Annotated in this window: 30 protein-coding genes and 2 tRNA genes; 15 read left to right on the top strand and 17 right to left on the bottom strand. The window is 63.8% G+C overall.

Annotation, left to right across the window (positions count from 1 at the left end):
• Positions 1 to 2: 2 nt before the first annotated feature.
• The 11 genes from C8K14_RS14980 (at position 3) to C8K14_RS14930 (ending at position 7,288) form a co-directional block, all read left to right on the top strand.
• Positions 3 to 527, top strand: coding sequence for a hypothetical protein (locus C8K14_RS14980; protein ID WP_107717241.1), 525 nt, complete (start codon positions 3 to 5; stop codon positions 525 to 527).
• 2 nt (positions 528 to 529) lie between these two features.
• Positions 530 to 952: a hypothetical protein gene (locus C8K14_RS14975; RefSeq protein WP_107717240.1), complete on the top strand. Its 423-nt coding sequence runs from the start codon at positions 530 to 532 to the stop codon at positions 950 to 952.
• Positions 952 to 2,802 (top strand): hypothetical protein, encoded by a 1,851-nt coding sequence (locus C8K14_RS14970; RefSeq protein ID WP_107717239.1) that lies wholly within the window; start codon positions 952 to 954, stop codon positions 2,800 to 2,802. The genes C8K14_RS14975 and C8K14_RS14970 overlap by 1 nt, the downstream gene beginning before the upstream one ends.
• Positions 2,803 to 2,815: 13 nt before the next feature.
• Positions 2,816 to 3,982 (top strand): hypothetical protein, encoded by a 1,167-nt coding sequence (locus C8K14_RS14965; RefSeq protein WP_133726829.1) that lies wholly within the window; start codon positions 2,816 to 2,818, stop codon positions 3,980 to 3,982.
• A 40-nt stretch (positions 3,983 to 4,022) separates the two neighbouring features.
• Positions 4,023 to 4,286, top strand: coding sequence for a hypothetical protein (locus C8K14_RS14960; protein WP_107717237.1), 264 nt, complete (start codon positions 4,023 to 4,025; stop codon positions 4,284 to 4,286).
• 23 nt (positions 4,287 to 4,309) lie between these two features.
• Positions 4,310 to 4,849 carry a TIGR02594 family protein gene (locus C8K14_RS14955; protein WP_107717236.1) on the top strand — a complete coding sequence of 180 codons (540 nt, stop codon included), beginning with the start codon at positions 4,310 to 4,312 and terminating at the stop codon, positions 4,847 to 4,849.
• 33 nt (positions 4,850 to 4,882) lie between these two features.
• Positions 4,883 to 5,155 (top strand): hypothetical protein, encoded by a 273-nt coding sequence (locus tag C8K14_RS14950; protein WP_199223741.1) that lies wholly within the window; start codon positions 4,883 to 4,885, stop codon positions 5,153 to 5,155.
• A 66-nt stretch (positions 5,156 to 5,221) separates the two neighbouring features.
• On the top strand, positions 5,222 to 5,515 hold the full coding sequence (locus C8K14_RS14945) for a hypothetical protein (RefSeq protein WP_107717235.1): 294 nt from the start codon (positions 5,222 to 5,224) through the stop codon (positions 5,513 to 5,515).
• The gene (locus C8K14_RS14940) at positions 5,512 to 6,054 is read left to right on the top strand and encodes a hypothetical protein (RefSeq protein WP_107717234.1); all 543 of its coding nucleotides are present in this window, start codon (positions 5,512 to 5,514) and stop codon (positions 6,052 to 6,054) included. Before C8K14_RS14945 ends, C8K14_RS14940 begins: the two co-directional genes overlap by 4 nt.
• A 59-nt stretch (positions 6,055 to 6,113) precedes the next feature.
• Positions 6,114 to 6,485, top strand: coding sequence for a hypothetical protein (locus C8K14_RS14935; protein WP_107717233.1), 372 nt, complete (start codon positions 6,114 to 6,116; stop codon positions 6,483 to 6,485).
• On the top strand, positions 6,482 to 7,288 hold the full coding sequence (locus C8K14_RS14930) for a hypothetical protein (protein WP_107717232.1): 807 nt from the start codon (positions 6,482 to 6,484) through the stop codon (positions 7,286 to 7,288). The genes C8K14_RS14935 and C8K14_RS14930 overlap by 4 nt, the downstream gene beginning before the upstream one ends.
• Positions 7,289 to 7,357: 69 nt before the next feature.
• Here the strand turns inward: C8K14_RS14930 and C8K14_RS22420 are convergent, their stop codons facing one another.
• The 13 genes from C8K14_RS22420 to C8K14_RS14870 form a co-directional block, all read right to left on the bottom strand.
• Positions 7,358 to 7,900, bottom strand: coding sequence for a hypothetical protein (locus tag C8K14_RS22420; protein ID WP_133726828.1), 543 nt, complete (start codon positions 7,898 to 7,900; stop codon positions 7,358 to 7,360).
• Positions 7,873 to 8,373 (bottom strand): hypothetical protein, encoded by a 501-nt coding sequence (locus C8K14_RS14920; RefSeq protein WP_107717230.1) that lies wholly within the window; start codon positions 8,371 to 8,373, stop codon positions 7,873 to 7,875. Before C8K14_RS14920 ends, C8K14_RS22420 begins: the two co-directional genes overlap by 28 nt.
• On the bottom strand, positions 8,370 to 9,044 hold the full coding sequence (locus C8K14_RS14915) for a hypothetical protein (protein ID WP_133726827.1): 675 nt from the start codon (positions 9,042 to 9,044) through the stop codon (positions 8,370 to 8,372). The genes C8K14_RS14920 and C8K14_RS14915 overlap by 4 nt, the downstream gene beginning before the upstream one ends.
• A 132-nt stretch (positions 9,045 to 9,176) precedes the next feature.
• Positions 9,177 to 10,409, bottom strand: coding sequence for a hypothetical protein (locus C8K14_RS14910; protein ID WP_107717228.1), 1,233 nt, complete (start codon positions 10,407 to 10,409; stop codon positions 9,177 to 9,179).
• A gap of 142 nt (positions 10,410 to 10,551) precedes the next feature.
• Positions 10,552 to 11,148 carry a methyltransferase type 11 gene (locus C8K14_RS14905; RefSeq protein ID WP_107717227.1) on the bottom strand — a complete coding sequence of 199 codons (597 nt, stop codon included), beginning with the start codon at positions 11,146 to 11,148 and terminating at the stop codon, positions 10,552 to 10,554.
• Positions 11,145 to 12,863: a DUF3560 domain-containing protein gene (locus C8K14_RS14900; protein ID WP_107717226.1), complete on the bottom strand. Its 1,719-nt coding sequence runs from the start codon at positions 12,861 to 12,863 to the stop codon at positions 11,145 to 11,147. Before C8K14_RS14900 ends, C8K14_RS14905 begins: the two co-directional genes overlap by 4 nt.
• A gap of 64 nt (positions 12,864 to 12,927) precedes the next feature.
• A complete protein-coding gene (locus C8K14_RS14895) occupies positions 12,928 to 13,224 on the bottom strand; it encodes a hypothetical protein (protein ID WP_107717225.1) in 297 nt (98 codons plus the stop codon).
• Positions 13,221 to 13,364, bottom strand: a complete 144-nt coding sequence (locus C8K14_RS22665) for a hypothetical protein (RefSeq protein WP_158271922.1) — start codon at positions 13,362 to 13,364, stop codon at positions 13,221 to 13,223. Before C8K14_RS22665 ends, C8K14_RS14895 begins: the two co-directional genes overlap by 4 nt.
• A complete protein-coding gene (locus C8K14_RS14890; RefSeq protein WP_107717224.1) occupies positions 13,358 to 13,699 on the bottom strand; it encodes a hypothetical protein in 342 nt (113 codons plus the stop codon). The genes C8K14_RS22665 and C8K14_RS14890 overlap by 7 nt, the downstream gene beginning before the upstream one ends.
• Positions 13,700 to 13,702: 3 nt before the next feature.
• The gene (locus C8K14_RS14885) at positions 13,703 to 13,990 is read right to left on the bottom strand and encodes a hypothetical protein (RefSeq protein ID WP_107717223.1); all 288 of its coding nucleotides are present in this window, start codon (positions 13,988 to 13,990) and stop codon (positions 13,703 to 13,705) included.
• Positions 13,991 to 14,235: 245 nt separating this feature from the next.
• A complete protein-coding gene (locus C8K14_RS14880; protein WP_107717222.1) occupies positions 14,236 to 14,958 on the bottom strand; it encodes a hypothetical protein in 723 nt (240 codons plus the stop codon).
• Positions 14,955 to 15,401: a zinc-finger-containing protein gene (locus C8K14_RS14875; protein ID WP_199223740.1), complete on the bottom strand. Its 447-nt coding sequence runs from the start codon at positions 15,399 to 15,401 to the stop codon at positions 14,955 to 14,957. The genes C8K14_RS14880 and C8K14_RS14875 overlap by 4 nt, the downstream gene beginning before the upstream one ends.
• The gene (locus tag C8K14_RS14870; protein WP_107717221.1) at positions 15,398 to 15,622 is read right to left on the bottom strand and encodes a hypothetical protein; all 225 of its coding nucleotides are present in this window, start codon (positions 15,620 to 15,622) and stop codon (positions 15,398 to 15,400) included. The genes C8K14_RS14875 and C8K14_RS14870 overlap by 4 nt, the downstream gene beginning before the upstream one ends.
• A gap of 311 nt (positions 15,623 to 15,933) precedes the next feature.
• Here C8K14_RS14870 and thyA point away from each other — a divergent pair, with 311 nt between their 5' ends.
• From thyA to C8K14_RS14855, 3 genes are all read left to right on the top strand, one after another.
• Positions 15,934 to 16,884, top strand: coding sequence for a thymidylate synthase (gene thyA / locus C8K14_RS14865; protein WP_107717220.1), 951 nt, complete (start codon positions 15,934 to 15,936; stop codon positions 16,882 to 16,884).
• A 120-nt stretch (positions 16,885 to 17,004) separates the two neighbouring features.
• Positions 17,005 to 17,081 (top strand) — tRNA-Asp (locus C8K14_RS14860).
• A 131-nt stretch (positions 17,082 to 17,212) separates the two neighbouring features.
• Positions 17,213 to 17,289, top strand: a tRNA-Asp gene (locus C8K14_RS14855).
• 99 nt (positions 17,290 to 17,388) lie between these two features.
• On the opposite strand, the gene C8K14_RS14850 is transcribed toward C8K14_RS14855, so the two are convergent.
• The 4 genes from C8K14_RS14850 to C8K14_RS14835 all read right to left on the bottom strand — a co-directional run bounded on the left by C8K14_RS14850 (position 17,389) and on the right by C8K14_RS14835 (position 19,102).
• The gene (locus C8K14_RS14850) at positions 17,389 to 17,628 is read right to left on the bottom strand and encodes a DUF2842 domain-containing protein (RefSeq protein ID WP_062782494.1); all 240 of its coding nucleotides are present in this window, start codon (positions 17,626 to 17,628) and stop codon (positions 17,389 to 17,391) included.
• Complete coding sequence (locus tag C8K14_RS14845) at positions 17,628 to 18,245, bottom strand: 5-formyltetrahydrofolate cyclo-ligase (protein WP_107717219.1); 618 nt, start codon at positions 18,243 to 18,245, stop codon at positions 17,628 to 17,630. Before C8K14_RS14845 ends, C8K14_RS14850 begins: the two co-directional genes overlap by 1 nt.
• Positions 18,246 to 18,401: 156 nt before the next feature.
• The gene (locus tag C8K14_RS14840) at positions 18,402 to 18,764 is read right to left on the bottom strand and encodes a cell division protein ZapA (RefSeq protein WP_107717218.1); all 363 of its coding nucleotides are present in this window, start codon (positions 18,762 to 18,764) and stop codon (positions 18,402 to 18,404) included.
• Between the two features lie 59 nt (positions 18,765 to 18,823).
• Positions 18,824 to 19,102, bottom strand: a complete 279-nt coding sequence (locus tag C8K14_RS14835; protein ID WP_107717217.1) for a hypothetical protein — start codon at positions 19,100 to 19,102, stop codon at positions 18,824 to 18,826.
• A gap of 249 nt (positions 19,103 to 19,351) precedes the next feature.
• Here C8K14_RS14835 and tkt point away from each other — a divergent pair, with 249 nt between their 5' ends.
• On the top strand, positions 19,352 to 21,319 hold the full coding sequence (gene tkt / locus C8K14_RS14830; protein WP_107717216.1) for a transketolase: 1,968 nt from the start codon (positions 19,352 to 19,354) through the stop codon (positions 21,317 to 21,319).
• Positions 21,320 to 21,327 lie beyond the last annotated feature (8 nt).

The following is a 21,327-nucleotide window of genomic DNA, read 5'->3' as shown; positions in this document are numbered from 1 at the left end:
CCATGGAATATTGGATCGTTTACCGGGCCGGCGATGGCGTCGAGCTCGCGCGAGGGTGTTCGCCCGATGTCGGCGCGGCGGCGCGCCAGGTGCTCGCACCGAATCAGGCCACAATGGTTGTGCCAGGAGAGGCCACTCAGACCATTCCGACCGATATGGGCATCGTGAAAGCGGCGCTGCAGCAGCGGATCAATGCGGAGGCTGAGCAGCACCGCCAGCAGTTCATCACGCCCGGGGCCGGCCAGATGCTGGTCTATCTCGCCAAGGTGCGCGAGGCAGAGGCGGTTTCGGTCAACGCCAAGGCTAGCACGCCCCTGCTATCGGCTGAGGCCGCGGCGCTGGGTAAGACCGTGCCGGCTCTGGCCGCCGATGTGCTGGCAGCCAATGCGCGATGGACGCGCGCCAGCGCCGCGATCGAGGTCGCGCGCCTCTCCGCCAAGGCTGCAGTTTCCGCCGCATCCGATTTCGCTGCGCTCAACGCCGCTTCCACGGTCGATTGGGCCAACGCCACTGCAACAGGGGAATAGGCATGGCCTTCGAACTGAACATCTTCCACCCGAGCAAGCGCGTCCCGTGGGGCGGGGCATCGGCTAACGCAGATCTGGTGCTGGTCGGCACGGACTGGTCGGCTGCAGCGTTCTCCATGAGCTTTGCCGCTACCCAGGGCGGCACGGCGATTGCGGACATCCAGCTGGCAAACGCGGCAGCCGGATCGCAAGGCATTTCGGCCAGCTATGACGCCAGCTATGTGCACCCCGAAACGGGCGCTGTGGTTGGCGCCACCACGATCCGGCCGCAGATCGATGAGGCATCGCTCGAAGCCTTGGTCTGGGGATCGGACCCCACCGCGAACTTGGTCCTGCACTATGACCTGCTGGTGACGCCTGTGGGCGGCGTTCAGCAGGTGTTCTGCTATGGCACCTTCACCATTCAGCCGGGGATCGGCGACTGATGGCACAGGTAATCGTCGCCCAGAACGGGCCTCTCTCGATTGTGGAACTGGACAGCGGCGGGCAGGCCAAGGTGCTGCTGGGCGAGAACACCGCAGAGGCGAAGGCCAATGCGCTGGTTGCGAGCAGTGCAGCAACTCTGGCAGGGCATTATGCCAACGATGCGACGGATACCGATGTGCCGGGCGGCGCTGCGGGCGAGCGAGGGGCCAAGTACTGGGCGAACCTCGCCTTGGCGCGTGCCACCGCTGCGCTGGTGGCTGTTGGGATCGGGATCAAGGCTGGTTCCGCGCGGTTCACGCTCTACTTTTCGGGTGACAAGTCGATCTGGTTCGACCTGACGCCGACAGCGATCAAGCACGTTGTGATCGATGGTATCTTGGCGGCGGTTGCATCGTTGCAAGCATTGTTCGCAACGATTAGTGCGCCAGCGCAACGACTTGCCAGCAAGCCTGGCCCGGATGGGCTCTACCTGTATGGGGCGGATGGGAAGACCTTCGCCAGCATCACGCGCAACGCATTCAATCATCCTGATTACGCCAGTACGAAGGCGCAGATTAGCAGCCTTGTGGCGAACGGCGTCTCTAGCAGCTACCTTGTCCGCGACAGCAAGTGGGACAGCATCCAGGCGATTGGCGAAATCATCCATTTCGAGGGTGTGGGGCAAAGCCGGGCACAAGGTTACCCGGGCACGCTCTACAGCACCGGCGCCGCCAATTTCGCCAAGATGTTCGTGGGTGGTGTGCGGCCCGATGATCTATCGGTGGACCCGGCCGTCATCTATGCGAGCCTTGCGGACCTGCAGGAACGGTATGTGACCAGCATGGCCGATAGCACCGCGAATTCCAGCGGTTCTGTTGGTGAAACGCCGATGTTTGGTGCCATGCAGATGATCGCCCAGCTGCTGCGCGACAACGACGGTATCGACCCGAGCACCAGCGGCCAAAAGTTCCTTGCGTCGGTCTCGGCGCGCGGTGGGGCGACTGCCGCCCTGCTGACCAAGGCAAATGGCACACGCTATCCGCGCACCTTGCTCAACATGCAGAAGGGCCCCGTGGCGGCCCGGGCGGCAGGATGGAGCTATGCGACGGGCGGGGCCTTTTATACGCAAGGCGAAGGAGATTGCGCCGCGGTGACTGACCCGAGCACATGGAAAACCACCGTGCGCGGCATTCGGTCATCGATGGAGGCGGACTGGCAGACAGCCACGGGCACGGCGCGGCCCTTGCCAATGTTCCTCGATCAAACGCCATCTTCGGCCAATTACTATGCCGGGGCTCAACCTGATATCGCCATCGCGCAACTGCAGTTGGCGCTTGAAGACGACTATATGTGCCATGTCGTGGCGCCGTTCTTCATGGCGTTTCGCAACAACGATATTCATATGGTGCCGCAAGGATACAAGCACCTGGGCGCCTACTATGGTTGGGCCGCGTATCAGTGGCTGTTCAAGGGCTACAAGCCGCAGCCGCTGCGTCCAGTGATCCGCGCCGAAGGCAACAAGATCATCGCGCGCTATCCCGTGCTTCCAGGCCGCAAGCTGGTGATCGACACCACGACGATCGAGCTGATGCCCAATTTTGGGATGCGGGCCTTTTCGGCCGCTGGCACCGAAAAGACCTTGAGCAACCCCAAGTTGGTAGGGCGCGATTGCGTGGTCTGGGATGCGTCGGAGACGCCGGCTGATACCTGGAGCTTTGGCTATGCGTGGTCAAAGCAAACCGCGGCGAACCGCACCGTTTTGAACGGCGGAAATATTCGTGACGATAATCCGCTGATTTTCGACCCGACTGATTTGAACAAGCCCATGTACCGATGGGCGCCGATCGACAAGATCACCCTGACGGCTTGAGGGAGCACCTGTTATGACTATGTTCGGTATCGCGTTCCCCGGTTCGGGTGGGGCCTATGGCACATTCGAGACTTTGCCCTCGTTCGGCGGACTGGGATACGCCGGGCATCTTTTCGGTTCATCGTTGACCTCCACGCCGAGTGCCAACCTGTTTGAGTCCTCAACTGCTGGAAACGCCTTGCTCTACGGCACGGCGGGTGCCGTGGGGATTGCTCTGTCAGGCGCTGCCTTCACCGGTGTCATTGCCGGTGGCGTGCTTACGGTCTCATCCTTTGTCGCCGGCGGGCAGGCCCTGGCCGTTGGCCAGACGGTGTACAACAGCAACGGCGTGCAAGTCGGCGTGATCGCATCGCTTGGCACCGGCACAGGCGGAAACGGCACATACAACCTGGCTGCGGGTTGGGTCGCCACGGCTTCCAGCAGCATGAAGAGTGTGAAAAATGCGGTCGATTTGCCCGGTTATAGTGGCCAGGCCTATAACGGCGCGGCCTTCACTGCCGATATTACTGCTGGTGTTCTCACTGTTTCGGCGTTTCCGAGCGGGGGCACGGGTACGCCGTTGGCGGTCGGTGATGCAATCTACAGCGCTGGCGGCGTGGTGCTTGGCGTGATCGCATCGCTTGGCACCGGCACGGGCGGGACCGGAACTTATAACCTGGCAGCGGGCTCGATCGCCACGGCTTCTACCACGATGTATCGCGGCACCACGGCAGGTATTGGCGGCATGACCAGCATCGCTGTTGCCAAGGGCAATGCCGGCGGACTTGTCAGCGATTATGTCGCCACGGCGGGTGCATCGCTGGCGCTTCAACTTAATGGCGGCGCCACCACGGCCATGGGTGTTGTGCGCGGCAGCACGACGGTAAACAGCCAGGTGGCGCTGCTGGCCAATCCGACCACGCAATGGACGATGTATGTGTGCCAGTTCACGGCCACGATGGTGCAAGCAATGGTGTGGCGCGCGGCCAGCGGCCTGGTATCTGCAGATGCGACTGCACTGCCCACGGCGGGCGCAGTTGGATCAACCACCAATCGCCTGCAGGTGGGCCGTCCTTATGGCATTCCAAACGCCACAGTGGCGGGGGTGGCGGTCTATAGGGGCGCACTCACCCAAGCACAGATTTTGGCAGTCGGGGCTGCGTTCGGCGCAATTCTGGCGGACGTTGGTGAAACGCTCTGATGGGTATGCCCTGGTGGCCTTTCCATGAAGGCCCATCGCCATGAACCAGCCCACAAATCAGGAGATCGCCCGCCGCATGACCGGGCTGGAAACGCAGGTCAAAGACCTGATCAAGGCCGTCGAAGCACTGAACGACTCTGTCGGTGAGGTGAAGGCCGGCGTCGATGAAACACGCGATATCGTGAAGGCCTGGGAGGCCGTGAAGACGGGCGGAAAGTTCGTGAAATGGCTTGGTGCGCTGGCCGGCGCCCTGGTCGCAATTGTCGTGGCCATCAAGGGCGGCATCGCGCTCGCGATCAAATAGCCCGAACCCTCTGGAGAAAATCGATGGTGAATTTGCCGCCGGCATATCGCTGGCTGATGTCGCTCGCCTTGCGTCCGCGCATGGTCGACGAAGCTCTCAAGCTCTACGGCACGGCCGAGGTAGCCGGCGCCGGGAATAATCCTGCGATCATGGGGTGGGCCAAGGAAATGGGCGGCGATGTCGCTCGCCTCTACGGCGCCGACAGCGTGCCGTGGTGCGGCCTCTTTGTCGGGATCGTCGCCAAGCGCGCGGGCAAGCCTCTGCCTGCCACGCCGCTGTGGGCCTTGTCCTGGGCCAGCTGGGGTGCGCAGGTGGCCCGACCCATGCTGGGCGACGTGCTGACCTTCAAGCGCGCCGGTGGCGGCCACGTCGGCCTCTATGTCGGCGAGGATGCCACTGCCTTCCATGTGCTCGGCGGAAACCAAGGTGACCAGGTGTCGATCGTGCGCATCGTGCGGGATCGTCTCTTCGCCGCGCGCCGCCCTTCCTACAACGTCCAGCCCGCAACCGTGCAGCCCTACCAGCTGGCGGCCAACGGCGCTGTTTCCACGAACGAAGCCTGAGCCGGATAGTTCGGCCCTTAAAGGAGAACGAAAATGCCCGATTGCAAGACCAAGATGCGTGCCAAGATGGTGGTCAGTTCGGTGATGCCGACCTTCGACCCGGACAAGAACAAGATCGGCGAGGTGGTCAACTTTCACGCCGTGGCCCGCAGCACCTATTCCGACACGAACGGCGACGACGAAGACAACACCTTCGCCAAGTACAGCCCCAGTGCATCGGTCATGATCCACATCGCCAACCCGGCGCTCCACGACCAGTTCGAGCCGGGTCAGAAATTCTACGTGGATTTTTCGCCGGCCGCCTGATCGGTCGCGAAGTCCAGCCCGGGCCGTCAGTGCGCAAGCTCTGGCGGCCCTTTTCATGGAGGCTATATGGCACCCGATACCCCTGATATCGAAACCACCGGCGATGTGCCGGCGCCGATCGAAGTTGCCGGCAGTCCGGTGCGCGAACAGGTGATGACCACCTTGCGCCAGGCGCTGCCGCCGATCGCCGCGTTCGTGGTCGGCCGCGGCTATGTGGCCAACGACACGGCGGCCTTGCTGGGCGCGCTGGCGGCGATCGCGTGGCCGATCATCGACGGCCAGCGCCGCACGCTCAAGCGCAGCCGCACGCTGGCCCAACTGGCTGCCGTGGCGCCGGATAGCGTGGCGGTGGTGAAATGAGCGGGCTGGGCATCGCCAGCGGCGTCGGCGCGATCCTTTCGCGCTGGCGCCTTGGGCTGATCCTGGGGCTGATCTTGGGCGTAGCGCTGCTGGTGATCGGCATGACCGGCGCAGCGCTACACTATCGCAGCGCCTACCAGGCCGAAGTCCTGGGCCGGGCCAACGACCTGGACGGCTACAAGCAGGCGCAGCAGCTGGCCGAGCAGCGTGCCCGCGACGCGATCGCGCACCAGGAATCAACGTGGCGCATGCGCGCCCAGATCGAGGACACCAAACATGCGACCGACCTTGCTGATGCTCGCGCTGCTGCTGAGCGCCACATTGCTGATAACCGCGTGCAGCCCAAAGCCGCTGTCCGTGCGCCCGGCGGCGCCGCTGCCGACGCCCAAGGTGACGGTGCCGGAATTCGCCAAGACCTGCCCGCCGCTGGTGTCGTGGTATCCGAAGACGACGTGCGCGCCTGCACCGAAGTGACGGCCTATGCGTTGTCCCTGCGCGATTGGGCCCTCGGGCTCAATGATCCGGCGCCAGAGCAATGACCGCGTGGCCAGGCTGGCGCGCTGCCTCCTGGCCACTGCACTGACAAGGACATCGAGACATGGCTGCAACACCCGTTCGCATCGGCTTCATCATGACCGATTTCCGCCGGGCCATTGCGGAATCGCCCACGGCCAAAGCCCGATATGGCGACGATGCCCGCCAGAGCGATGATCCGATCGAGAGCTATTTCGACAGTGTTGCCGATGCTCAGGCAATTGCCGATGAGCGCCAGGCGCTGCTGTCGGTCGAGCGGCGGCGGTTCAAGGTCACTGCCAAGGCGGTGGACGAAATCGCATACCTGGATCTGAGCAATGGCGTGCCTGTTGCCCGGTTCATCGATCGCCAGAGCGCGGCCGATCGTGACGTGCTGATCTCCGAGATCATCATCGATCTGGCCAAGCAATCCACCACCACCACGCTTTGGGGTTGACCGTGGCCACCATCCGCAAACCGTTCTTCGTCCTGCCGCTCGATCTTGGCACCATGGTGGCGAGCGCCGCCGATACCGGATACCCGGTGTTCAACCTCAACCGCCACAAGGCCATTGGCCTGACCTGGCAGGCAAAGGCCACAGGCGGGTGCTGGGCGCGCGGTGCACTGCCGGCGCAGGCCTCGATCGATTTCTGCGCGATCGTCTCGGCCAACGCGCAGCTGGGCACAACCTATCGGCTGAGGCTAGGGGCGTCGCAGGCTGATGTGGATGGCAGTAGCGCGCCCTATGACAGTGGCGTGCTGCCGTTCATCAATCCGGCCATCGTGCGCGATGACGGGCTCTATCACTCGCACCTGGAGTTGCCCGCGGCCCAGGCAGCCACCTATTGGCGCATCGATATCGGCGGCCATGCCGGCTCGTTCCAAGCCGCCAGCCTCGTGCTGGGCAGCAAGATCGAACCGAGCCGCTATTACAATTTCGATTGGGAATACGGCGTCAAGGATTTGGGCGACCTCAATCTGACGGCGTGGGGCGTGGCCGACGAAACGCCTGGTCTGATCTGGCGGAACATCAGCTTCACGCTGGGCTGGCAGACCGAGGCCGAGTTCGAAGCCTCGTTCCGGCCGATGCAGGAGCGCCTGGGGCGTCGCGGTGTCGTGTTCTGCGCCTTCGATCCCGAGCCCACGGCATACCGCCAGGCCAGAACCTACATGGGCTTCTTTGACAAGGCTCCATTCGCGAAGGGCATCCGCAAGCCGCGCACATTCACCCAGGATTTCGTGCTCAACTCGATGATCTGACTTCGCCGGCAGACCTCTCCCTGCCGGCGCAGGGCGGGGTGGCAGAGGGCACGCTGTCACCCCGTTTCCTTACTTGGTAGTTTCAGTCACATCCAGTTCGGGCAATGCATACCTAATGCGGAACCGCTCCGCGATCTGCTTGAAGCGCATCGTCACTTCATTCACGGCGCGATCAAAAGGATCGTAAGCTGCATTAAAGGATGCATCTATTTCGGCGTTGGGGTTCCCTTTGAGAACCTCTCTTACCTCAAACGTCCAAACGTAGAGATCGGCGGTTCTGTCGATCAAATTTTTAAGTTCATTTCCTATTTCCGGAAAATATATAGCGCATATGGCATATAACTGATGGCCGTATTCGTCAGGAAAAGGTTCAGGAAGTAGGCGAATTGCTGCATTTACTTCGTCGTTGATCGATTTTCTATGACGCCACAACAGCAATATCGCTTCTTCCAATCGGGTTCTGTATAAGGCCCGATCATCTTTCTTCTTTTGTAGGTAATGGGTCAGAGGTGGGCCAGCGAGTCCGCCAGAGACACCGATCAGGCCGCCAATGATGACTGGAATTAGATGATCCCACATGAAAATCACTCCACATCCAGGCGCAGCGACCATTTCAGCTTCTTGGTGACCATCGACCTGGCACGCATGTGCCAGTCGAAAGCATCCATCACGGCAAAGCGCATCGCCCGCTCATCGTGCTGGCGCTCGACCACGGTAGCCCTGACCACTTCAAACCCGTCTCCACTGGTAGGGGTGGAGGTGGTGACCGCAATCAGCGCGCCGCCGCGCGTCTGGTGCAAGTCCAGCGTGATCCGCAGCGGCTCGCGCCCACGGATCTCGAAACTGTCGCTGCACAGCAGCCGGGCCCAGGCCTCGATCGTCGGACCCTTGCCCTGGACAATCTCCAGCCGCTCGAAGCCCTCGGGCTCTTCCGCCCGGGCGATCGCGCGCCGCACGTCCTGCTTCGCCCGGGCAATGATCGAGGTGATTTCCTGCTTGGCCTGTGGGTCCAGTTGCTCCAGCGCCTGGCCGGGCAGTTCCACGACGACATCGACGCCGCCGGTATCCTTCACGTTCGATTTCATGCGGCTTTCCTCCAATATTGGGCATTGGCCTGCTTGACCTTGAACCAAGCGGCATTTCGATTTCGCCGGTAGGGGGCCTCTGCATCCTTGAGCATGATCCCCTCTCCACCGGTAGCCCAGACGCGCCGAGCCTCCCCCAGAGCCTCCCCCACATCCTGCACCCACTGATCGGGCAGGATCGGGCACGACGTGCGCCAGGACTCATCGCCCTTGCTGCCCGGCCGATATTCCCACGATAGGGCCGGATCTTCATCCACCGCGCGCGCCAGATCCTGGAGCCGGGATTTGCGGGCATAGAGCGGGGTATCATCGCCGCCCGCGCGCCAGTCGGCCATGGGCAGGCAGTCGAACAGATGCAGCGTGCCAGCCTCGCCGCCGCGGCGCCATCCGCCCTCGCACCATGCCTTGGTTGCCGCCAGCGTGCCCCCGACCTGGAATTCGCCATCGAACACCATCGGCCGCCCGGCCGCGCGCTCCATCAGGCCCAAACGGTAGAGGATATGGCCGGCGCCCTCGATCAAGCGGCCCTGGCGCGTGAACAGGCGGGGCGTGCCATCAATGCCGGTCAGGTAGAGGCAGCGCCAGCCATCGCGCTTTTCCTCGGCCATCATCCCGCCGGCCGGCATCTGGCCCCGCCAGTCTCCCGCCAATTGGCATAGGCTCTCAGCCATGTGCTTTCCTTTCATTGCCCTGCGAATCCACCGGGGCAGGCACTCCCGGCGCCCGGTGCATATCGCTTGGCTCTCATCCACGATAGGGGGTGCTTTCCGCATGGACCGCACCCCGGTTTCCCACGGTAGGGGCTAGGCTGCTATGCCGAGCTTACGCATGGCCGCTTCCGCCCTGGTCACACGCGACACCATCGCTTCGAACTGGCCGGCCAGCTGCGCCAGCGCCGCGCCCTCGCGATCGGCGCGCGCCGTGACAGCGGCAAGAGCGGTGCGGGCCTGGTCGCGCTCGCGCACCAGCCGGGCCAGATCGCTGGCGCGTTCGGGTTGTGACGGATCGGCCATGGCCTGGCGCAGCTGGGTAAGAGCGACATTCGCGGCTGCCAGCGCACGCCGCTCCAGATCAGCCCGGCCGCGCGCTTCAGCAATCATACGCCGCGCGCGCCGCGCCATGGCCCGGCGCCGCTCCAGATGATGCACACCCCGCCGGGCAAAGGCTTCGGCATTGCGCATAGCAGCGGCTTCGCCTTGCTGTGCAAGAGCCGCAGCGTCCGTAGCGCGGGCGTATCGCACCTCTAGCTGCGCGATTTCCACCTCTGCCGCGCGCCGCGCCTTGCGTTCTGCCCACGCCCGCCGAATAGCCCGCTCATGCGCCGGGGTGCGCTTGGCATGCGTCGACGCCGGTGCCGCATCTGCGGTAGGGGTGCCGGTGCGCGCCACGGATAGGGCGGCAATGGTCTGCTCCAATGCGGCCACGCGCGCGGCAATATCGTCCAGATCTATGGATGCCGGCAACTTGTCAGGATTGCTTACAGGTTCGATCACGGCAGTTTCTGGCGCCAGGGCCGGTTCTGGCGCGCAAACCGGCGACGACGTGCCACAGGTAGGGGCAGGGGCCTCTTTCGCGTCCTGGCCGCCCTGGGCTGGCGCCTCATCCCTGGTAGGGGGGCAATCTTGTGACACGGCTTCCAGGGCAGCGGCGCGCTTGCCCCGCTTCGCCTTGACCGGCTCCAGCCCGCACCAGTCCCGCACCTGCTTTGCCGTGGCGGGAATGCCGCCGCGCTTGTCCTGCGGTAGGGCCATGGTGCGCACCACATTGCCGGCATCGTCCAGCACTTCGCACGTTGCCACCTGGGCTTGGCCATAGCCGGGCATGGCCACGATGTAGCGGCATTCGGCGCGGCTCCAGATACCGGCAAGGTGATATTCGGCGCCCGGCGGAACGTGCACGCCGTCGCGCTCTGCAAGCCAATCGAGATAGGCGCGAATCTCTTGGGCATGGGGCTGGCGCGGTCCATCATTGCGACGGGCCTTGCCGCGCGGGCCGATATGCGGTTCGTGGTAGGGCGTGAAGTCGAACAGGTTCATGACTGGCAATCCTTCTGTGCCCTGTGTTGCACCTGGCGCGCGGGCAATGCGCCGGGGAGGCTTGCGCCTATCCGATGCGCCCGTCTCCACCGATAGGGGCAGGCGCACGGGATAGGGGCGGGGCATGGCGGCCCCGCCTGGTTCAAGCTGTTAAGCGAATGATTTTCGTCCTAACCTTGGCCGTTGGAAACGTGAATTCGTCCAGATATTCGAGCATTTCAGCCCCGCCGATTTCGAACGTGACAGGCACCAGCGCCACCAGCGTTGCCCGGTCACGGCCGCCGCGCCCCAATAGTGCACGCGCCGCCGCCACATGCCGGCGCACCTGGCTGAAAGGCGGATTCATGATGATGCGGGGGAATTCCACCTTGCCGCGCACTCGCTCGGCATATTCAAGGAAGCATTCTTGAATGACCGTGCCGAACTGATGCAGCCCGCCGGCTAGGGCGTGGTGGCGCTCCACCTGCACAAGCTCATACCGGCTATGCCCAGCGGCAAGCAATGCGCGGGAAAGGTTGCCGGTGCCCGCGCTAGGCTCAAGCGTCAAATAGTCGCCCTGGCTTCCCAGATACTCGACCATGCGCGCGGCAACCTCTGGCGGGGTGACGTGGCATTCTGTGGCGCGATCAACCGCAACCACGGCCGGGGCTGGTGCGATAGCCGGCGCGGCGAAATCCTCCCGGCGCTTGACCGGGAGAACTTGGGGCCGCTTGGGCATGCGATAGACTTCGCGCTTCATGCTGCGCGTTCCTCGGCAGCAGTCAGGACGCGTTCGGCAACCTGGTGCCAGTGCGCATCGGGATATCCCTCATAGGTGCCCGCATCGGTGCGACGGATGCTATCGCCGAAGCGGTCGATTTTCCGGCCGGCATAGAAAAGCACAACCTCGCCTTGGGTAGTGCTCGGGCGGTAACGCTTGATACGCAATTGCTCGGCATCATAGGGCGCGCCGCCAAGTGTTGCGGGCTGCCCCGCGTTCTCAAGTTCGAATGCTGTTGCGGCTTCAATCGCTGCCAGATCAAGCGGCAAGGCCTTTGCCGGCTTGTCAGAAATGTGCACGACTGCGCGCGGCTTGTGGAACGCTGAACCGCCGGCATAGATGCGAATCCGGGCCACGCCTGGCAGCGGCGGCGGGTTGACGCTGGCGGAATACCCGCGATTGTTCACCCGCCGCCCATCCGCCGAAATTTCGATGGTTTCGAATACCGAATATGAGCCGCCCGAGTTGCTGGAATAGGTAGCTTGCGTCACTTCCTTTATCTCATTCGGCAAGGCGCGTTCGGGATAGCCTTGCGCCTTGCAGGTGGTCCGCTCCTGGTCGTTCCAGATCGTTTGCAGCCGTTCGGCATCCTCCCGAGTCGGATTGATCAGGGGCAGCGGCGCCGGCTTGCTGGATGCGCGGCGCGGCTTGGCTTCTGGCACAGTATAGCCAACAGCCTGCATCAGGTCGCGCCAATCATCCTCCACCATGTCGAGCGTGCAGCCGTTGGCGATATGGGCGGGCAGCGGGTAGGGGCTGGAAAGCTCGAACGCGCCGGGATCGGTAACCGTCGCAACTGGCTTTTCTGCGCCGTTCTCCCGTGCGAAGGCCTGCAAAATGACGGGCGTTAGTTCCCCTTCATAGCGCGCCACCTCGCCAAGCATCGATCGTTCGAAAGCCAGCCGGTTCAAGGTGTGCTCAATCCAGCGCTTGCGGTTCGGGCCCGTTGCTGCCCGCTGCGCGACTGCAATGCAACGCGCCCGCGCGTCCGCGGGGGATAGTTCCCCCTTTTCGACCGCATAATACATTTCGGTGGTCGCGAAGATGCGCTGCGAATCCATGTTGCCGATTGCCCAGCGGATTTTTTCATCCGTGGTCATATTATCCCAGATCGCTAGCGCGGCATGGGCGTTATTGATGCCGCGTTGCAGGTCGCGCAATTCGGCCAAAAGCGTCTTGATGCGATTGGCCCTGGTGCGCGGATCGTTTTTCATATTGGCGAAGTGCTCAACCCCGCTGGCGCGATACAGCCAATAGTTGGCCGTCTGGTGCGCCTTGTTGGCCTGTGCCTGGGCAGCGTCCATACGCTCTTTCGTTTTGCGCGCCTTCCGCTCGCTGTGGTGACCGACAAGGATTGGCTGCCCCATATAGAACGCTTCGGACAGTTCCGACGCGCGGCGGGCGAATGCGTTCGCCTCCCGGTGGCGCTTGCTGGCCAGTTCCTCAAGCCGTTCCGCCTTGGCCTGGGCACGCTCGGCAAGCGTCATTTCTTCCGGCTCGATTTCTCCGGCCAGTTCAATGGCCAAATCTTCGCGCGCCGGCGTCCACGACGGTGCAACAAACAGTTCCTGGCGCGGCGCCCACTTGAAGCCTGCGGCCTTCACGCGTTCATAGGTTTCCGCGTCAAGGCGCGTCGACGCATAGAGGCGAAGCTTGTTGTCTTCCGGGCTATAGGTGGCGGTAATGGTGGTCATGGTTCGGTTCTTTCGCTGGCCATGATTGCAGCGCACCGGGCGGCCAAGCCGGGCGCCGTGTCGATTAGCGGGACAGCGCCGCCTGGCGCCGCTCCCTTTGTTCCTGGGCAAGTTCGCGCTTGAAGCGCTTGACGTTGCGGCGGTTCAGATCAGCAAGGCCGGTGTGCGCCTGCCAATAGGCAAAGTGCGCCGCGCGCCATTGCGGGGTTGCCTTGACGTGATCGGGGGTAAGCCCAAACAGCCCGCTGCCCGTGCCGGGGATAGCGGCCAGCCGGGCCGCCGCGTCGCGCATGCGATTTGTCAGGGCCTCCCGTGCGGCGCGGTATGCCAGAAACTGCGGGCTATAGGTGGGGGCGGTCATGGCTGGCGCTCCCGGTTAGCGCGATCATCGGCCAGCACTTGCAGCCAGTGGGCGCCAAGCCGGCGCGCATCGCGCCAGATGGACCACAGCGCGGCAATGCCGGCCGCATTGATTGCCATGTGGGCAAGAAAGCTCAGCACATTTGCCCCCTGTCGTATTGGCTGTCATAGGCCTTGCCACAGGGCAAGCCGCGCTTAGCGCTGCGATGCTCTTGCACCATCACGGGAACAGTCATGTCGGGGTCAATGCTGGCCGCCATCACGGCGCGGTGATTGCCATTGGCCAACTGTGCTTGGCCGCGCATCCTGTCGATAGACAAGAGCACAGGCTCCCGCACGCCTTCAGCCGCAATCGATGTGCGCAGCGCTGCATTGTATGCCGCGCGGTCTGGGTCAACGTCCAGGCCCGCACCGGCCGCATGCACGGCAAAGCGGGCAATGTCTCCAGCCCGCACCATCATGTGATAGTGGGCCATGGCTCAGCGCTCCACCTGGCAGGCATAGTGCCCGCGTGGCCCGTTGACCGAATAGAGCGCGTTCAAGCAGTCTACGCCGGTCAGCCCGTGGTCCATGACGTATTCGTCCTGGCCAATGGTCTGCACCAGCGCCCACGTATCGGCGCGCGGCGCCGGGGCAGGCTGCAGATTGGTATAGAGCGCGATCGCTCCCGAGATCAGGGCGGCGCCGGTGGCCACGCCAGAGATCAGGCACAGGGCCAAGCCGATACGCTTGTCAGTCTTGGTCGGGGTGATGTGGGCAAAAGCCATGGTGTTGCCGTGCCAGGTATGGGGAGGCCCGATCGCCTCCCCGCCCCTGCCTTTCATTTCGATGCCCTGCGTTCAGTGGGGGGCGGGCTGTCCCCGGTTTGACCTGGTGAAGCATGGCGGCGGTCAATCGCCATGCGCAATACATATGCTTGCGCGATAGTAATGCAATAGGAAAAGCGCAGATAACGCGGGTCCTACCTAGAGAAAATGCAACGACTAAGCGCTTAAGGACCGCTTTTTTGTTGTCAGTGGTCTATGCCGGTATTTGCGCCAGTTTGAAGTTGTAGTTTGGCGGTTGCCTTATTGTCCGTTTCTATAATTTTATGAGCAAGCGCCACCCAATGGCTCCATGGCCCTTCGGCATTCTGGTTATCGTTCCTTGGCGACCATGGAACGAACCATCCATCAAGCCATTCGCTGCGCTGGATGCCGCATCGACGCTCGCCCTGAATAGTCTCCGGCAAATGTGGCAGCAGATCATCATCGTCAGGCCGGGGGGCGTCGTCACTCGCCTTAACCGCGGCCAGCTTGCGCTCCGATGCTCGCAGGGCGGCATAGAGCGGAGTTTCCCGCGCTTCCTCCAATGCTGCAAAGATCTCATCGCGACGGATCGTCAAGAACGGCAAGGCGTGATCAGTCCTGCCATGTGTGTACATCCACGCCACCGGCTGCCCCTGCATCGCAGCGGCCTTTCCAGCCTCATAGGCCTTGATCATGGCGCCCAAGCTGTAATCCATGTCGCCGTTATCGCGACGGATCGCCATGCAGTTGGCGGTAATCCACTCGACCGCTTCGTCGTGGTCGAACAGTTCTGGAATTGGCGGCGGGGGTTCGCGCATCGCGGCAATCGCGGCGCGGGCGCGGCGGTGATAGTGGCTCTTCCAGTCATCACTGCGGTCTTCCCATGTGGCTTCAGGATGGTCACTTTCGTGCAACGCCCGCGCCACGCGCTCAAGCTGGCTGCTCATTTCCCTTTCCTCCTGCAAATCTCGACCACCCGCTTGGCGGTCGCTTCATCCATCATGCCGATGTGGCATTCCTTGGTGCTGATCCCGAGTTGCTGGGCCAGCCACCTGTAGCCGCGGCCCCTGGCTGTCTTGGGCGTGAGGCCGGAAATCTCGGCCCGGCGGCGCCAGAGCGGATCGAATGCCGCGTGTGCATCCTCGCGCGCCCGGCGTGTTGCGGCGCCGGCCGGCGTACCTACGGCTGAGAGGTTAGGGTGGGTGCCGCAATAGGCGCCGCACCGGCACTGCCACAGCCACTTGCCGGCAAGGTCGGGCCGATGCCGATAGATCTCGGCGCCGCTCACCAGCGACACGCTGCCCGGTGCGCAGCCTTCGCCGCACGCGGGTGCGATCTTGGCCAGGGCTTTCGCCGTGAAGTCGCGCGGATCGACAAGGTATTCGGTCATAACGGCCTGCTGATCACGTAGGGGAAGAGGGCAAGCTGATAGCCCTGGCCGGGGAACGCGATGTCGAGCGCCAGGCATTCGGAGCAGCGGCAGCGCAGCGGGTCTTCGGCTAGGCGAATAATCGGCACGGGCGGTGCCGGTGGCTTGCCGCCAAGATCGGGAAGAGCAGTGCTGTGCAGCGCGCGTGCCAGCCATCCTGCGACGCGGCCGGGGTGCTTCACTGGCGGAAATCCTGGGCTTTGGGCTTTGGTGAGACTTTGGTGAAATTGCCCGAAAATCCAGCAATGTTCCTGGCTCGTTCTGCTGCACACCTCGGGCAAAAGCACGCATTTCTGCGGGTTTGCGTGTTATCCCCTTGCTTCGGGAGGCAGGGGCCGGAGGTTCGAATCCTCTCTCCCCGACCACTTATTTCTCCTGCATTGCAGGGGCATGAAAAAGCCGGCCTTTGGGTCGGCTTTTTCGTTTCTGGGCCAGGGCCGGAAGAGGCTTGCCGCTATTTGCGATTTCCGCCGGCACTTCTAAGGCTGTGGGCATGATGAGCCCCACCGAATCCCACAGCCCGCACTTCGAATGGCAATACCTTGACCTGATGCGCCAGATCTGGACGCAGGGTGACGAGCGGATGGACCGCACCGGCGTGGGCACCCGCGCGGTGTTTGGCACGCAATTGCGCTTCGATCTGTCGCAGGGCCGCGTCCCGCTATTGTCGACCAAGCGGGTATTCTGGAAAACCGCGACGCGCGAATTCCTGTGGTTCCTGACCGGCGATACCAATATCCGCGCCCTGTGCGCGCAAGGGGTGGAAATCTGGACCGATTGGCCGCTCGATCGCTATCGCCGCGAAACGGGCGAGGATATCAGCCGCGCCGATTTTTCCGCGCGGATCGTGGCCGATGCGGCCTTTGCCGCGCAGTGGGGCGATCTTGGCCCGGTCTATGGCAAGCAGTGGGTCGATTGGCCGGTCTATGAGCCAGCGGGCCAAGATGGCCTGTTCCGCCGCCGCGCCCAGGGGGTGAACCAGGTGGCTGGCTTGGTCGAAAGCCTGCGCCATAATCCCGGCAGCCGCCGCCACATCGTGGAGGGGTGGAACGTGGCGGAGCTTGACGCCATGGCCCTGCCGCCGTGCCACAAAACCTATCAGTTCCAGGTGGCGGACAATCGTCTGTCTTGCGTGCTCTATCAGCGCAGCTGTGATGTGGTGCTGGGCCTGCCGTTCAACCTGTGGGGCGCGGCGCTGTTCGTGCACATGCTGGCCCAGCAGTGCGATCTTGAGCCGGGTGAACTGGTGTGGATGGGTGGGGACACCCACCTCTATCTCAATCATGCCGATCTGATCGAGGCGCAGTTGCAGCGCGTGCCGTCGGGCGATCCGCGCCTGGCCATCGCACGGCGGCCGGAATCGATCTTTGACTATCGCATCGAGGACTTCGTGGTGGAGGGCTATCATCCGCAAGGGCATCTGGCCGCCCCGGTCGCCGTGTAAGGTGCGCCGCGTTTGCGGGGTGCCGATCAAGTTTTGCACAGCTTGGTGCGAAAATTCTGCATGACCCTTTGTTGACACCTGCGGCCGCCCGGCATAGAGGCGCCTCACCCCAAGGGGAATGCGGGTGTAGCTCAGTCGGTTAGAGTGCCGGCCTGTCACGCCGGAGGTCGCGGGTTCGAGCCCCGTCACTCGCGCCACCCCTTGGGTAAGATGTTGTTGGTCAACGAAAACCTTGCTCGAACAAGGCTTTCACGCCAAGGCTGGAAACAGCAAATTGGCAGTTGACAGCATATCGGCCGCGTCTTAGAGGCGCAATCCCCAAGGGCACGCGGGTGTAGCTCAGTTGGTTAGAGTGCCGGCCTGTCACGCCGGAGGTCGCGGGTTCGAGCCCCGTCACTCGCGCCACTTGGTGGATTTTCAAAAAGGCCTCCTTCGGGAGGCCTTTTTCGTTTCCGGCATAAATGGCTCGGCGTGCTGATGGTCAGCTCTGCCTGTCCACGTGGCCTAGCCCCAGCGGCCGGTTTCCATCCAGATCAGGAAGCGGCGCAGCGGCAAGAGCCAGATCGTGCCCAGCACCAGGTAGATCGGCACTTGCACCAGGACGGGCAGGCGGCCGATCTGTTCGCCCAGGCCCATGACGAACCCGCCATAGATCGCCAGCGCGGCGATCAGTGCCAGGATGCCCACCGGCTTGCGCCAGGTGGGCGGAGGCGGCGGATTGAAGTGGGGTTGGCGCTCGCCCATCAGAACGGACCGTAGAGGCGGGTAGGGGTGACCACCGCGCGCAACGGGCGATCGTGCACCTCGCGCGGCAGGCTGTCGACGCATTGCGCGTCCCACGCCATGCCGATCGGCACAGCATCGGGATGGCCTTCCAGCCAGCGATCGTAATGCCCGCCGCCCTGGCCCAAGCGCTGGCCTTGCGCGGTGAAGCCCACCAGCGGCACGAACAACACATCGGGCGTAAGCAGCGGCGCATCGGCGGCTGGCTGCTTTACGCCCCAGGGATCGGGTTCCAGCACATCGTCGAGCGGCGGCACCAGCCATTGGCGGAATTGCATCGGCGCGCCACGATCGGCAAACCACGGCAGCGCCACGGCGTGCCCAGCCTCGTGGAAGAACGTGGCATAGCTGGCCGCCGGCGCTTCCCACTGGCTGGCATTGTACAGCGCCACGGTGGCGCCGGCCGGGATCAGCGCCATCAGCGGCGCGGGCGGGCGGCGGAACAGCAGCGCGCGGGTGCGCGGATCGAGTGCCTCGACATGGGCGCGGCGCCGCGCCCGCAGGTCCTTGCGCAGGGCCTGCTTGGCGGCAACGGCGTTGTCTTCGTCCGGGAATGGGGGGGGTGACGGGCCCACCATGGGTCGTTCTCCGGGAAAATCCTCTGACGCCTCAACGTCAGGTGGGGACCATGTGCCTGTGCCAGGGCCCAGGTAGGGACAGCCCCCTTGGATTTGCTTATAGCCTCAGGGATGTTTCATGCGGCGCGTGCCGGGCAGAACCCGTCGCCATGCAATTTAGGCGTTCGCGGCATCAGGCTCAAGGGGCAGCGCCAGTTTTTGCGCCAGGTTTTCCACCCGCTCGGCGAGATTGGTCACGCGGGCGATCAATTCGGGCGGCGGCGCAGCCGGAGCGGGTGGCGGAGCGGGCGGTTCGGCCGGCGCAACCGGGGCAGGGCGGCTGTGCACCTCATGCAGTTCATCGGCCAGCATCAGCGCGGCAAACAGCAGCATGCGCGCTTCACCCTGCGTGGCCATGTTGCCCAGGCGGCGCACCCGATCGTCGATCATGCGGCCCAGCATTTCGGCGTGGGCTTCTTCCCCGGCGGCAACCGAAATGGTCAGCGACCGTCCACCGATGGCCAGAGTCACGTTCGTCATCTGCATGCTCGTTGTTCCCCTGGCCCCTGATCGGATGAGGCTGATCAGATGCGGCGCTGTTACTGCGGCAGGCTCGACAGCAGCAGGTCAAGCTGCTGCAATTCCTCGCTGACGCGTTCGCGCAGCTTGCGGTGGCGCGATTTCAACTCGCTCAGTTCGGCCTGCGCGCTGTGCGCTGCTGCGCTTTCCGCCTCGGCCTCGCGGCGGGCGACAACCTCTTCCAGCCGGGCCAGCGCCAGTTCGACCCGCTCGATCGCCGAAAAGAGATCGCCGGTGCCATCTGTGCCTGTGCCGTCGGTGGCAGTGCGCGCTGCCGAAGTGCCGTCCATGATTGCCATGTTTCATCCGGTATCACACTGGCCGTGGCCTGCAAGTTCCCCTGTGCATACAAAAGGGCGGGTCATGCCAGCCAGGGCACCGATTGCGCTGTCAAACGGCACGGGCCATCGCCGGGTATGGTCCTGATCACCTGCCATGGCCGACGCCGCGCTTGACGCTGGCAAGCCGGGGAACCAAAGAGACCCCGATTTCCCCGAATCAGACGCCCCGGCCGCGCCGGGCGCGCGAGTAAGGACACCAACCCGAAGATGACAAGCGATCCGACCGCGCTGGCTCCCATGGCCAACGCGATCCGTGCGCTGGCGATGGACGCGGTCCAGGCAGCGGAATCCGGCCACCCTGGCATGCCGATGGGCATGGCCGATGTTGCCACGGTGCTGTGGTCGCGCTTTCTCAAGTTCGATCCTGCCGCGCCCAAGTGGCCCGATCGCGATCGCTTCGTGCTCTCGGCCGGGCACGGCTCGATGCTGCTTTACGCGCTGCTGCATCTGTCGGGTTATCAGCAGCCGACGATGGATGACATCCGTCACTTCCGCCAGCTGAACAGCCCTTGCGCGGGCCACCCGGAAAACTTCCTGCTGCCTGGCGTGGAATGCACCACCGGCCCGCTGGGCCAGGGCTTTGCCATGGCCGTGGGCATGGCCATGGCCGAACGCCACTTGAATGCGCAGTTCGGTGATGACCTGGTCGATCACCGCACCTGGGTGGTGGCTGGCGATGGCTGCCTGATGGAAGGCATCAATCACGAAGCCGTGGGCCTGGCCGGCACGCTGGGCCTGGGCCGCATGATCGTGCTGTGGGACAACAACAAGATCACCATCGACGGCGATACCTCGCTGTCCACCAGCGAAGACGTTCTGGCCCGCTACCGCGCCAGCGGCTGGCACACCGAAGACTGCGATGGCCACGATTTCGCCGATATCGAGCGCGCGATTGCCGCGGCGATGGCTGATGACCGCCCCTCGCTGATCTCGTGCCGCACGGTGATCGGCAAGGGCGCGCCCAACAAGCAGGGCGGCCACAACGTGCATGGTTCGCCGCTGGGCAAGGACGAAATCGCCGCCGCCCGCGAATACCTGGGCTGGACGGCCGCGCCGTTCGAAATCCCCGAGGATATCATGGCCAACTGGCGCGCCACGGGCGATGCCGGCCGCGATCTGCGCACCGAATGGGAAGCGCGCCTGGCGGCCAATCCGCAAGGGGCCGAACTGATGCGCCGCATGGCCGGCGAACTGCCTTCTGGCGAAGAAGCGGGCCGCATCTTTGGCGAATGGCTGGGCAAGACCCAGAACATCGCCTCGCGCAAGGCATCGGAACTGGCGTTGGAAGTGCTCACTCCGCTGGTGCCCGAAATGGTTGGCGGTTCGGCCGATCTTACCGGGTCCAACAACACCAAGACCAAGGCCACCACGCCGTTCGGGCCGGCTGACTATGCCGGGCGCTATGTCTATTATGGCATTCGCGAATTCGGCATGTCTGCGGCAATGAACGGTATGGCGCTGCACGGCGGGATCATTCCCTATGGCGGCACGTTCCTGGTCTTTGCCGATTACTGCCGCAACGCGATCCGCATGTCGGCGCTGCAGCACGCGCGGGTGATCTACGTGCTCACCCACGATTCCATCGGCCTGGGCGAGGATGGCCCCACGCATCAGCCGATCGAAACGGTGATGAGCCTGCGCATGATCCCCAATCTGCAGGTGTTCCGCCCGGCCGATGCGGTGGAAACCGCCGAATGCTGGAACCTGGCGCTGGCGTCGCCGCAGACGCCTTCGGTCCTGGCGCTGACCCGCCAGAACCTGCCGCAGCTGCGCCACGATGGCGCGATGCTGAGCGCCAAGGGTGCCTATCGCCTGGTTGCCGCCAGTGCTGCGCGCAAGGTCGTGCTGCTGGCCACCGGTTCGGAAGTGGCGATCGCGGTTGACGTGGCCAAGGCCCTGGAAGAACAGGGTATTGGCGCCGATGTCGTGTCGATGCCAAGCTGGGAACTGTTCGAGGCACAGGACGCCGCCTACAAGGCTGACGTGATCCCGGCCGACGTGCTCAAGGTCTCGATCGAGGCGGGCACCACGTTCGGCTGGCAGAAGCATGTCGGCGATGGCCTGACGATCGGTATCGACAGCTTTGGCGCCTCGGCGCCGGCCCCCGTGCTGTATGATCACTTCGGCCTGACGGCTGCCAAGATCGTGCCGCAAATTCTCGAACGGCTCGGGTAAGCACCCGG

The sequence above is a fragment of the Novosphingobium sp. GV079 genome (assembly GCF_003058045.1).
GTDB classification, from domain to species: Bacteria; Pseudomonadota; Alphaproteobacteria; order Sphingomonadales; family Sphingomonadaceae; genus Novosphingobium; species Novosphingobium capsulatum.
This window is presented reverse-complemented; position numbering and strand designations above follow the sequence as displayed.

What these genes read in the sequence shown, in the direction of transcription:
- C8K14_RS14980 (WP_107717241.1), top strand. Translation starts at nt 3, where the DNA reads ATGGAATATTGGATCGTTTACCGGGCCGGCGATGGCGTCGAGCTCGCG.
- C8K14_RS14975 (WP_107717240.1), top strand. Translation starts at nt 530, where the DNA reads ATGGCCTTCGAACTGAACATCTTCCACCCGAGCAAGCGCGTCCCGTGG.
- C8K14_RS14970 (WP_107717239.1), top strand. Translation starts at nt 952, where the DNA reads ATGGCACAGGTAATCGTCGCCCAGAACGGGCCTCTCTCGATTGTGGAA.
- C8K14_RS14965 (WP_133726829.1), top strand. Translation starts at nt 2,816, where the DNA reads ATGACTATGTTCGGTATCGCGTTCCCCGGTTCGGGTGGGGCCTATGGC.
- C8K14_RS14960 (WP_107717237.1), top strand. Translation starts at nt 4,023, where the DNA reads ATGAACCAGCCCACAAATCAGGAGATCGCCCGCCGCATGACCGGGCTG.
- C8K14_RS14955 (WP_107717236.1), top strand. Translation starts at nt 4,310, where the DNA reads ATGGTGAATTTGCCGCCGGCATATCGCTGGCTGATGTCGCTCGCCTTG.
- C8K14_RS14950 (WP_199223741.1), top strand. Translation starts at nt 4,883, where the DNA reads ATGCCCGATTGCAAGACCAAGATGCGTGCCAAGATGGTGGTCAGTTCG.
- C8K14_RS14945 (WP_107717235.1), top strand. Translation starts at nt 5,222, where the DNA reads ATGGCACCCGATACCCCTGATATCGAAACCACCGGCGATGTGCCGGCG.
- C8K14_RS14940 (WP_107717234.1), top strand. Translation starts at nt 5,512, where the DNA reads ATGAGCGGGCTGGGCATCGCCAGCGGCGTCGGCGCGATCCTTTCGCGC.
- C8K14_RS14935 (WP_107717233.1), top strand. Translation starts at nt 6,114, where the DNA reads ATGGCTGCAACACCCGTTCGCATCGGCTTCATCATGACCGATTTCCGC.
- C8K14_RS22420 (WP_133726828.1), bottom strand. Translation starts at nt 7,900, where the DNA reads ATGGTCGCTGCGCCTGGATGTGGAGTGATTTTCATGTGGGATCATCTA.
- C8K14_RS14920 (WP_107717230.1), bottom strand. Translation starts at nt 8,373, where the DNA reads ATGAAATCGAACGTGAAGGATACCGGCGGCGTCGATGTCGTCGTGGAA.
- C8K14_RS14915 (WP_133726827.1), bottom strand. Translation starts at nt 9,044, where the DNA reads ATGGCTGAGAGCCTATGCCAATTGGCGGGAGACTGGCGGGGCCAGATG.
- C8K14_RS14910 (WP_107717228.1), bottom strand. Translation starts at nt 10,409, where the DNA reads ATGAACCTGTTCGACTTCACGCCCTACCACGAACCGCATATCGGCCCG.
- C8K14_RS14905 (WP_107717227.1), bottom strand. Translation starts at nt 11,148, where the DNA reads ATGAAGCGCGAAGTCTATCGCATGCCCAAGCGGCCCCAAGTTCTCCCG.
- C8K14_RS14900 (WP_107717226.1), bottom strand. Translation starts at nt 12,863, where the DNA reads ATGACCACCATTACCGCCACCTATAGCCCGGAAGACAACAAGCTTCGC.
- C8K14_RS14895 (WP_107717225.1), bottom strand. Translation starts at nt 13,224, where the DNA reads ATGACCGCCCCCACCTATAGCCCGCAGTTTCTGGCATACCGCGCCGCA.
- C8K14_RS14890 (WP_107717224.1), bottom strand. Translation starts at nt 13,699, where the DNA reads ATGGCCCACTATCACATGATGGTGCGGGCTGGAGACATTGCCCGCTTT.
- C8K14_RS14885 (WP_107717223.1), bottom strand. Translation starts at nt 13,990, where the DNA reads ATGGCTTTTGCCCACATCACCCCGACCAAGACTGACAAGCGTATCGGC.
- C8K14_RS14880 (WP_107717222.1), bottom strand. Translation starts at nt 14,958, where the DNA reads ATGAGCAGCCAGCTTGAGCGCGTGGCGCGGGCGTTGCACGAAAGTGAC.
- C8K14_RS14875 (WP_199223740.1), bottom strand. Translation starts at nt 15,401, where the DNA reads ATGACCGAATACCTTGTCGATCCGCGCGACTTCACGGCGAAAGCCCTG.
- thyA (WP_107717220.1), top strand. Translation starts at nt 15,934, where the DNA reads ATGATGAGCCCCACCGAATCCCACAGCCCGCACTTCGAATGGCAATAC.
- C8K14_RS14850 (WP_062782494.1), bottom strand. Translation starts at nt 17,628, where the DNA reads ATGGGCGAGCGCCAACCCCACTTCAATCCGCCGCCTCCGCCCACCTGG.
- C8K14_RS14845 (WP_107717219.1), bottom strand. Translation starts at nt 18,245, where the DNA reads ATGGTGGGCCCGTCACCCCCCCCATTCCCGGACGAAGACAACGCCGTT.
- C8K14_RS14840 (WP_107717218.1), bottom strand. Translation starts at nt 18,764, where the DNA reads ATGACGAACGTGACTCTGGCCATCGGTGGACGGTCGCTGACCATTTCG.
- C8K14_RS14835 (WP_107717217.1), bottom strand. Translation starts at nt 19,102, where the DNA reads ATGGCAATCATGGACGGCACTTCGGCAGCGCGCACTGCCACCGACGGC.
- tkt (WP_107717216.1), top strand. Translation starts at nt 19,352, where the DNA reads ATGACAAGCGATCCGACCGCGCTGGCTCCCATGGCCAACGCGATCCGT.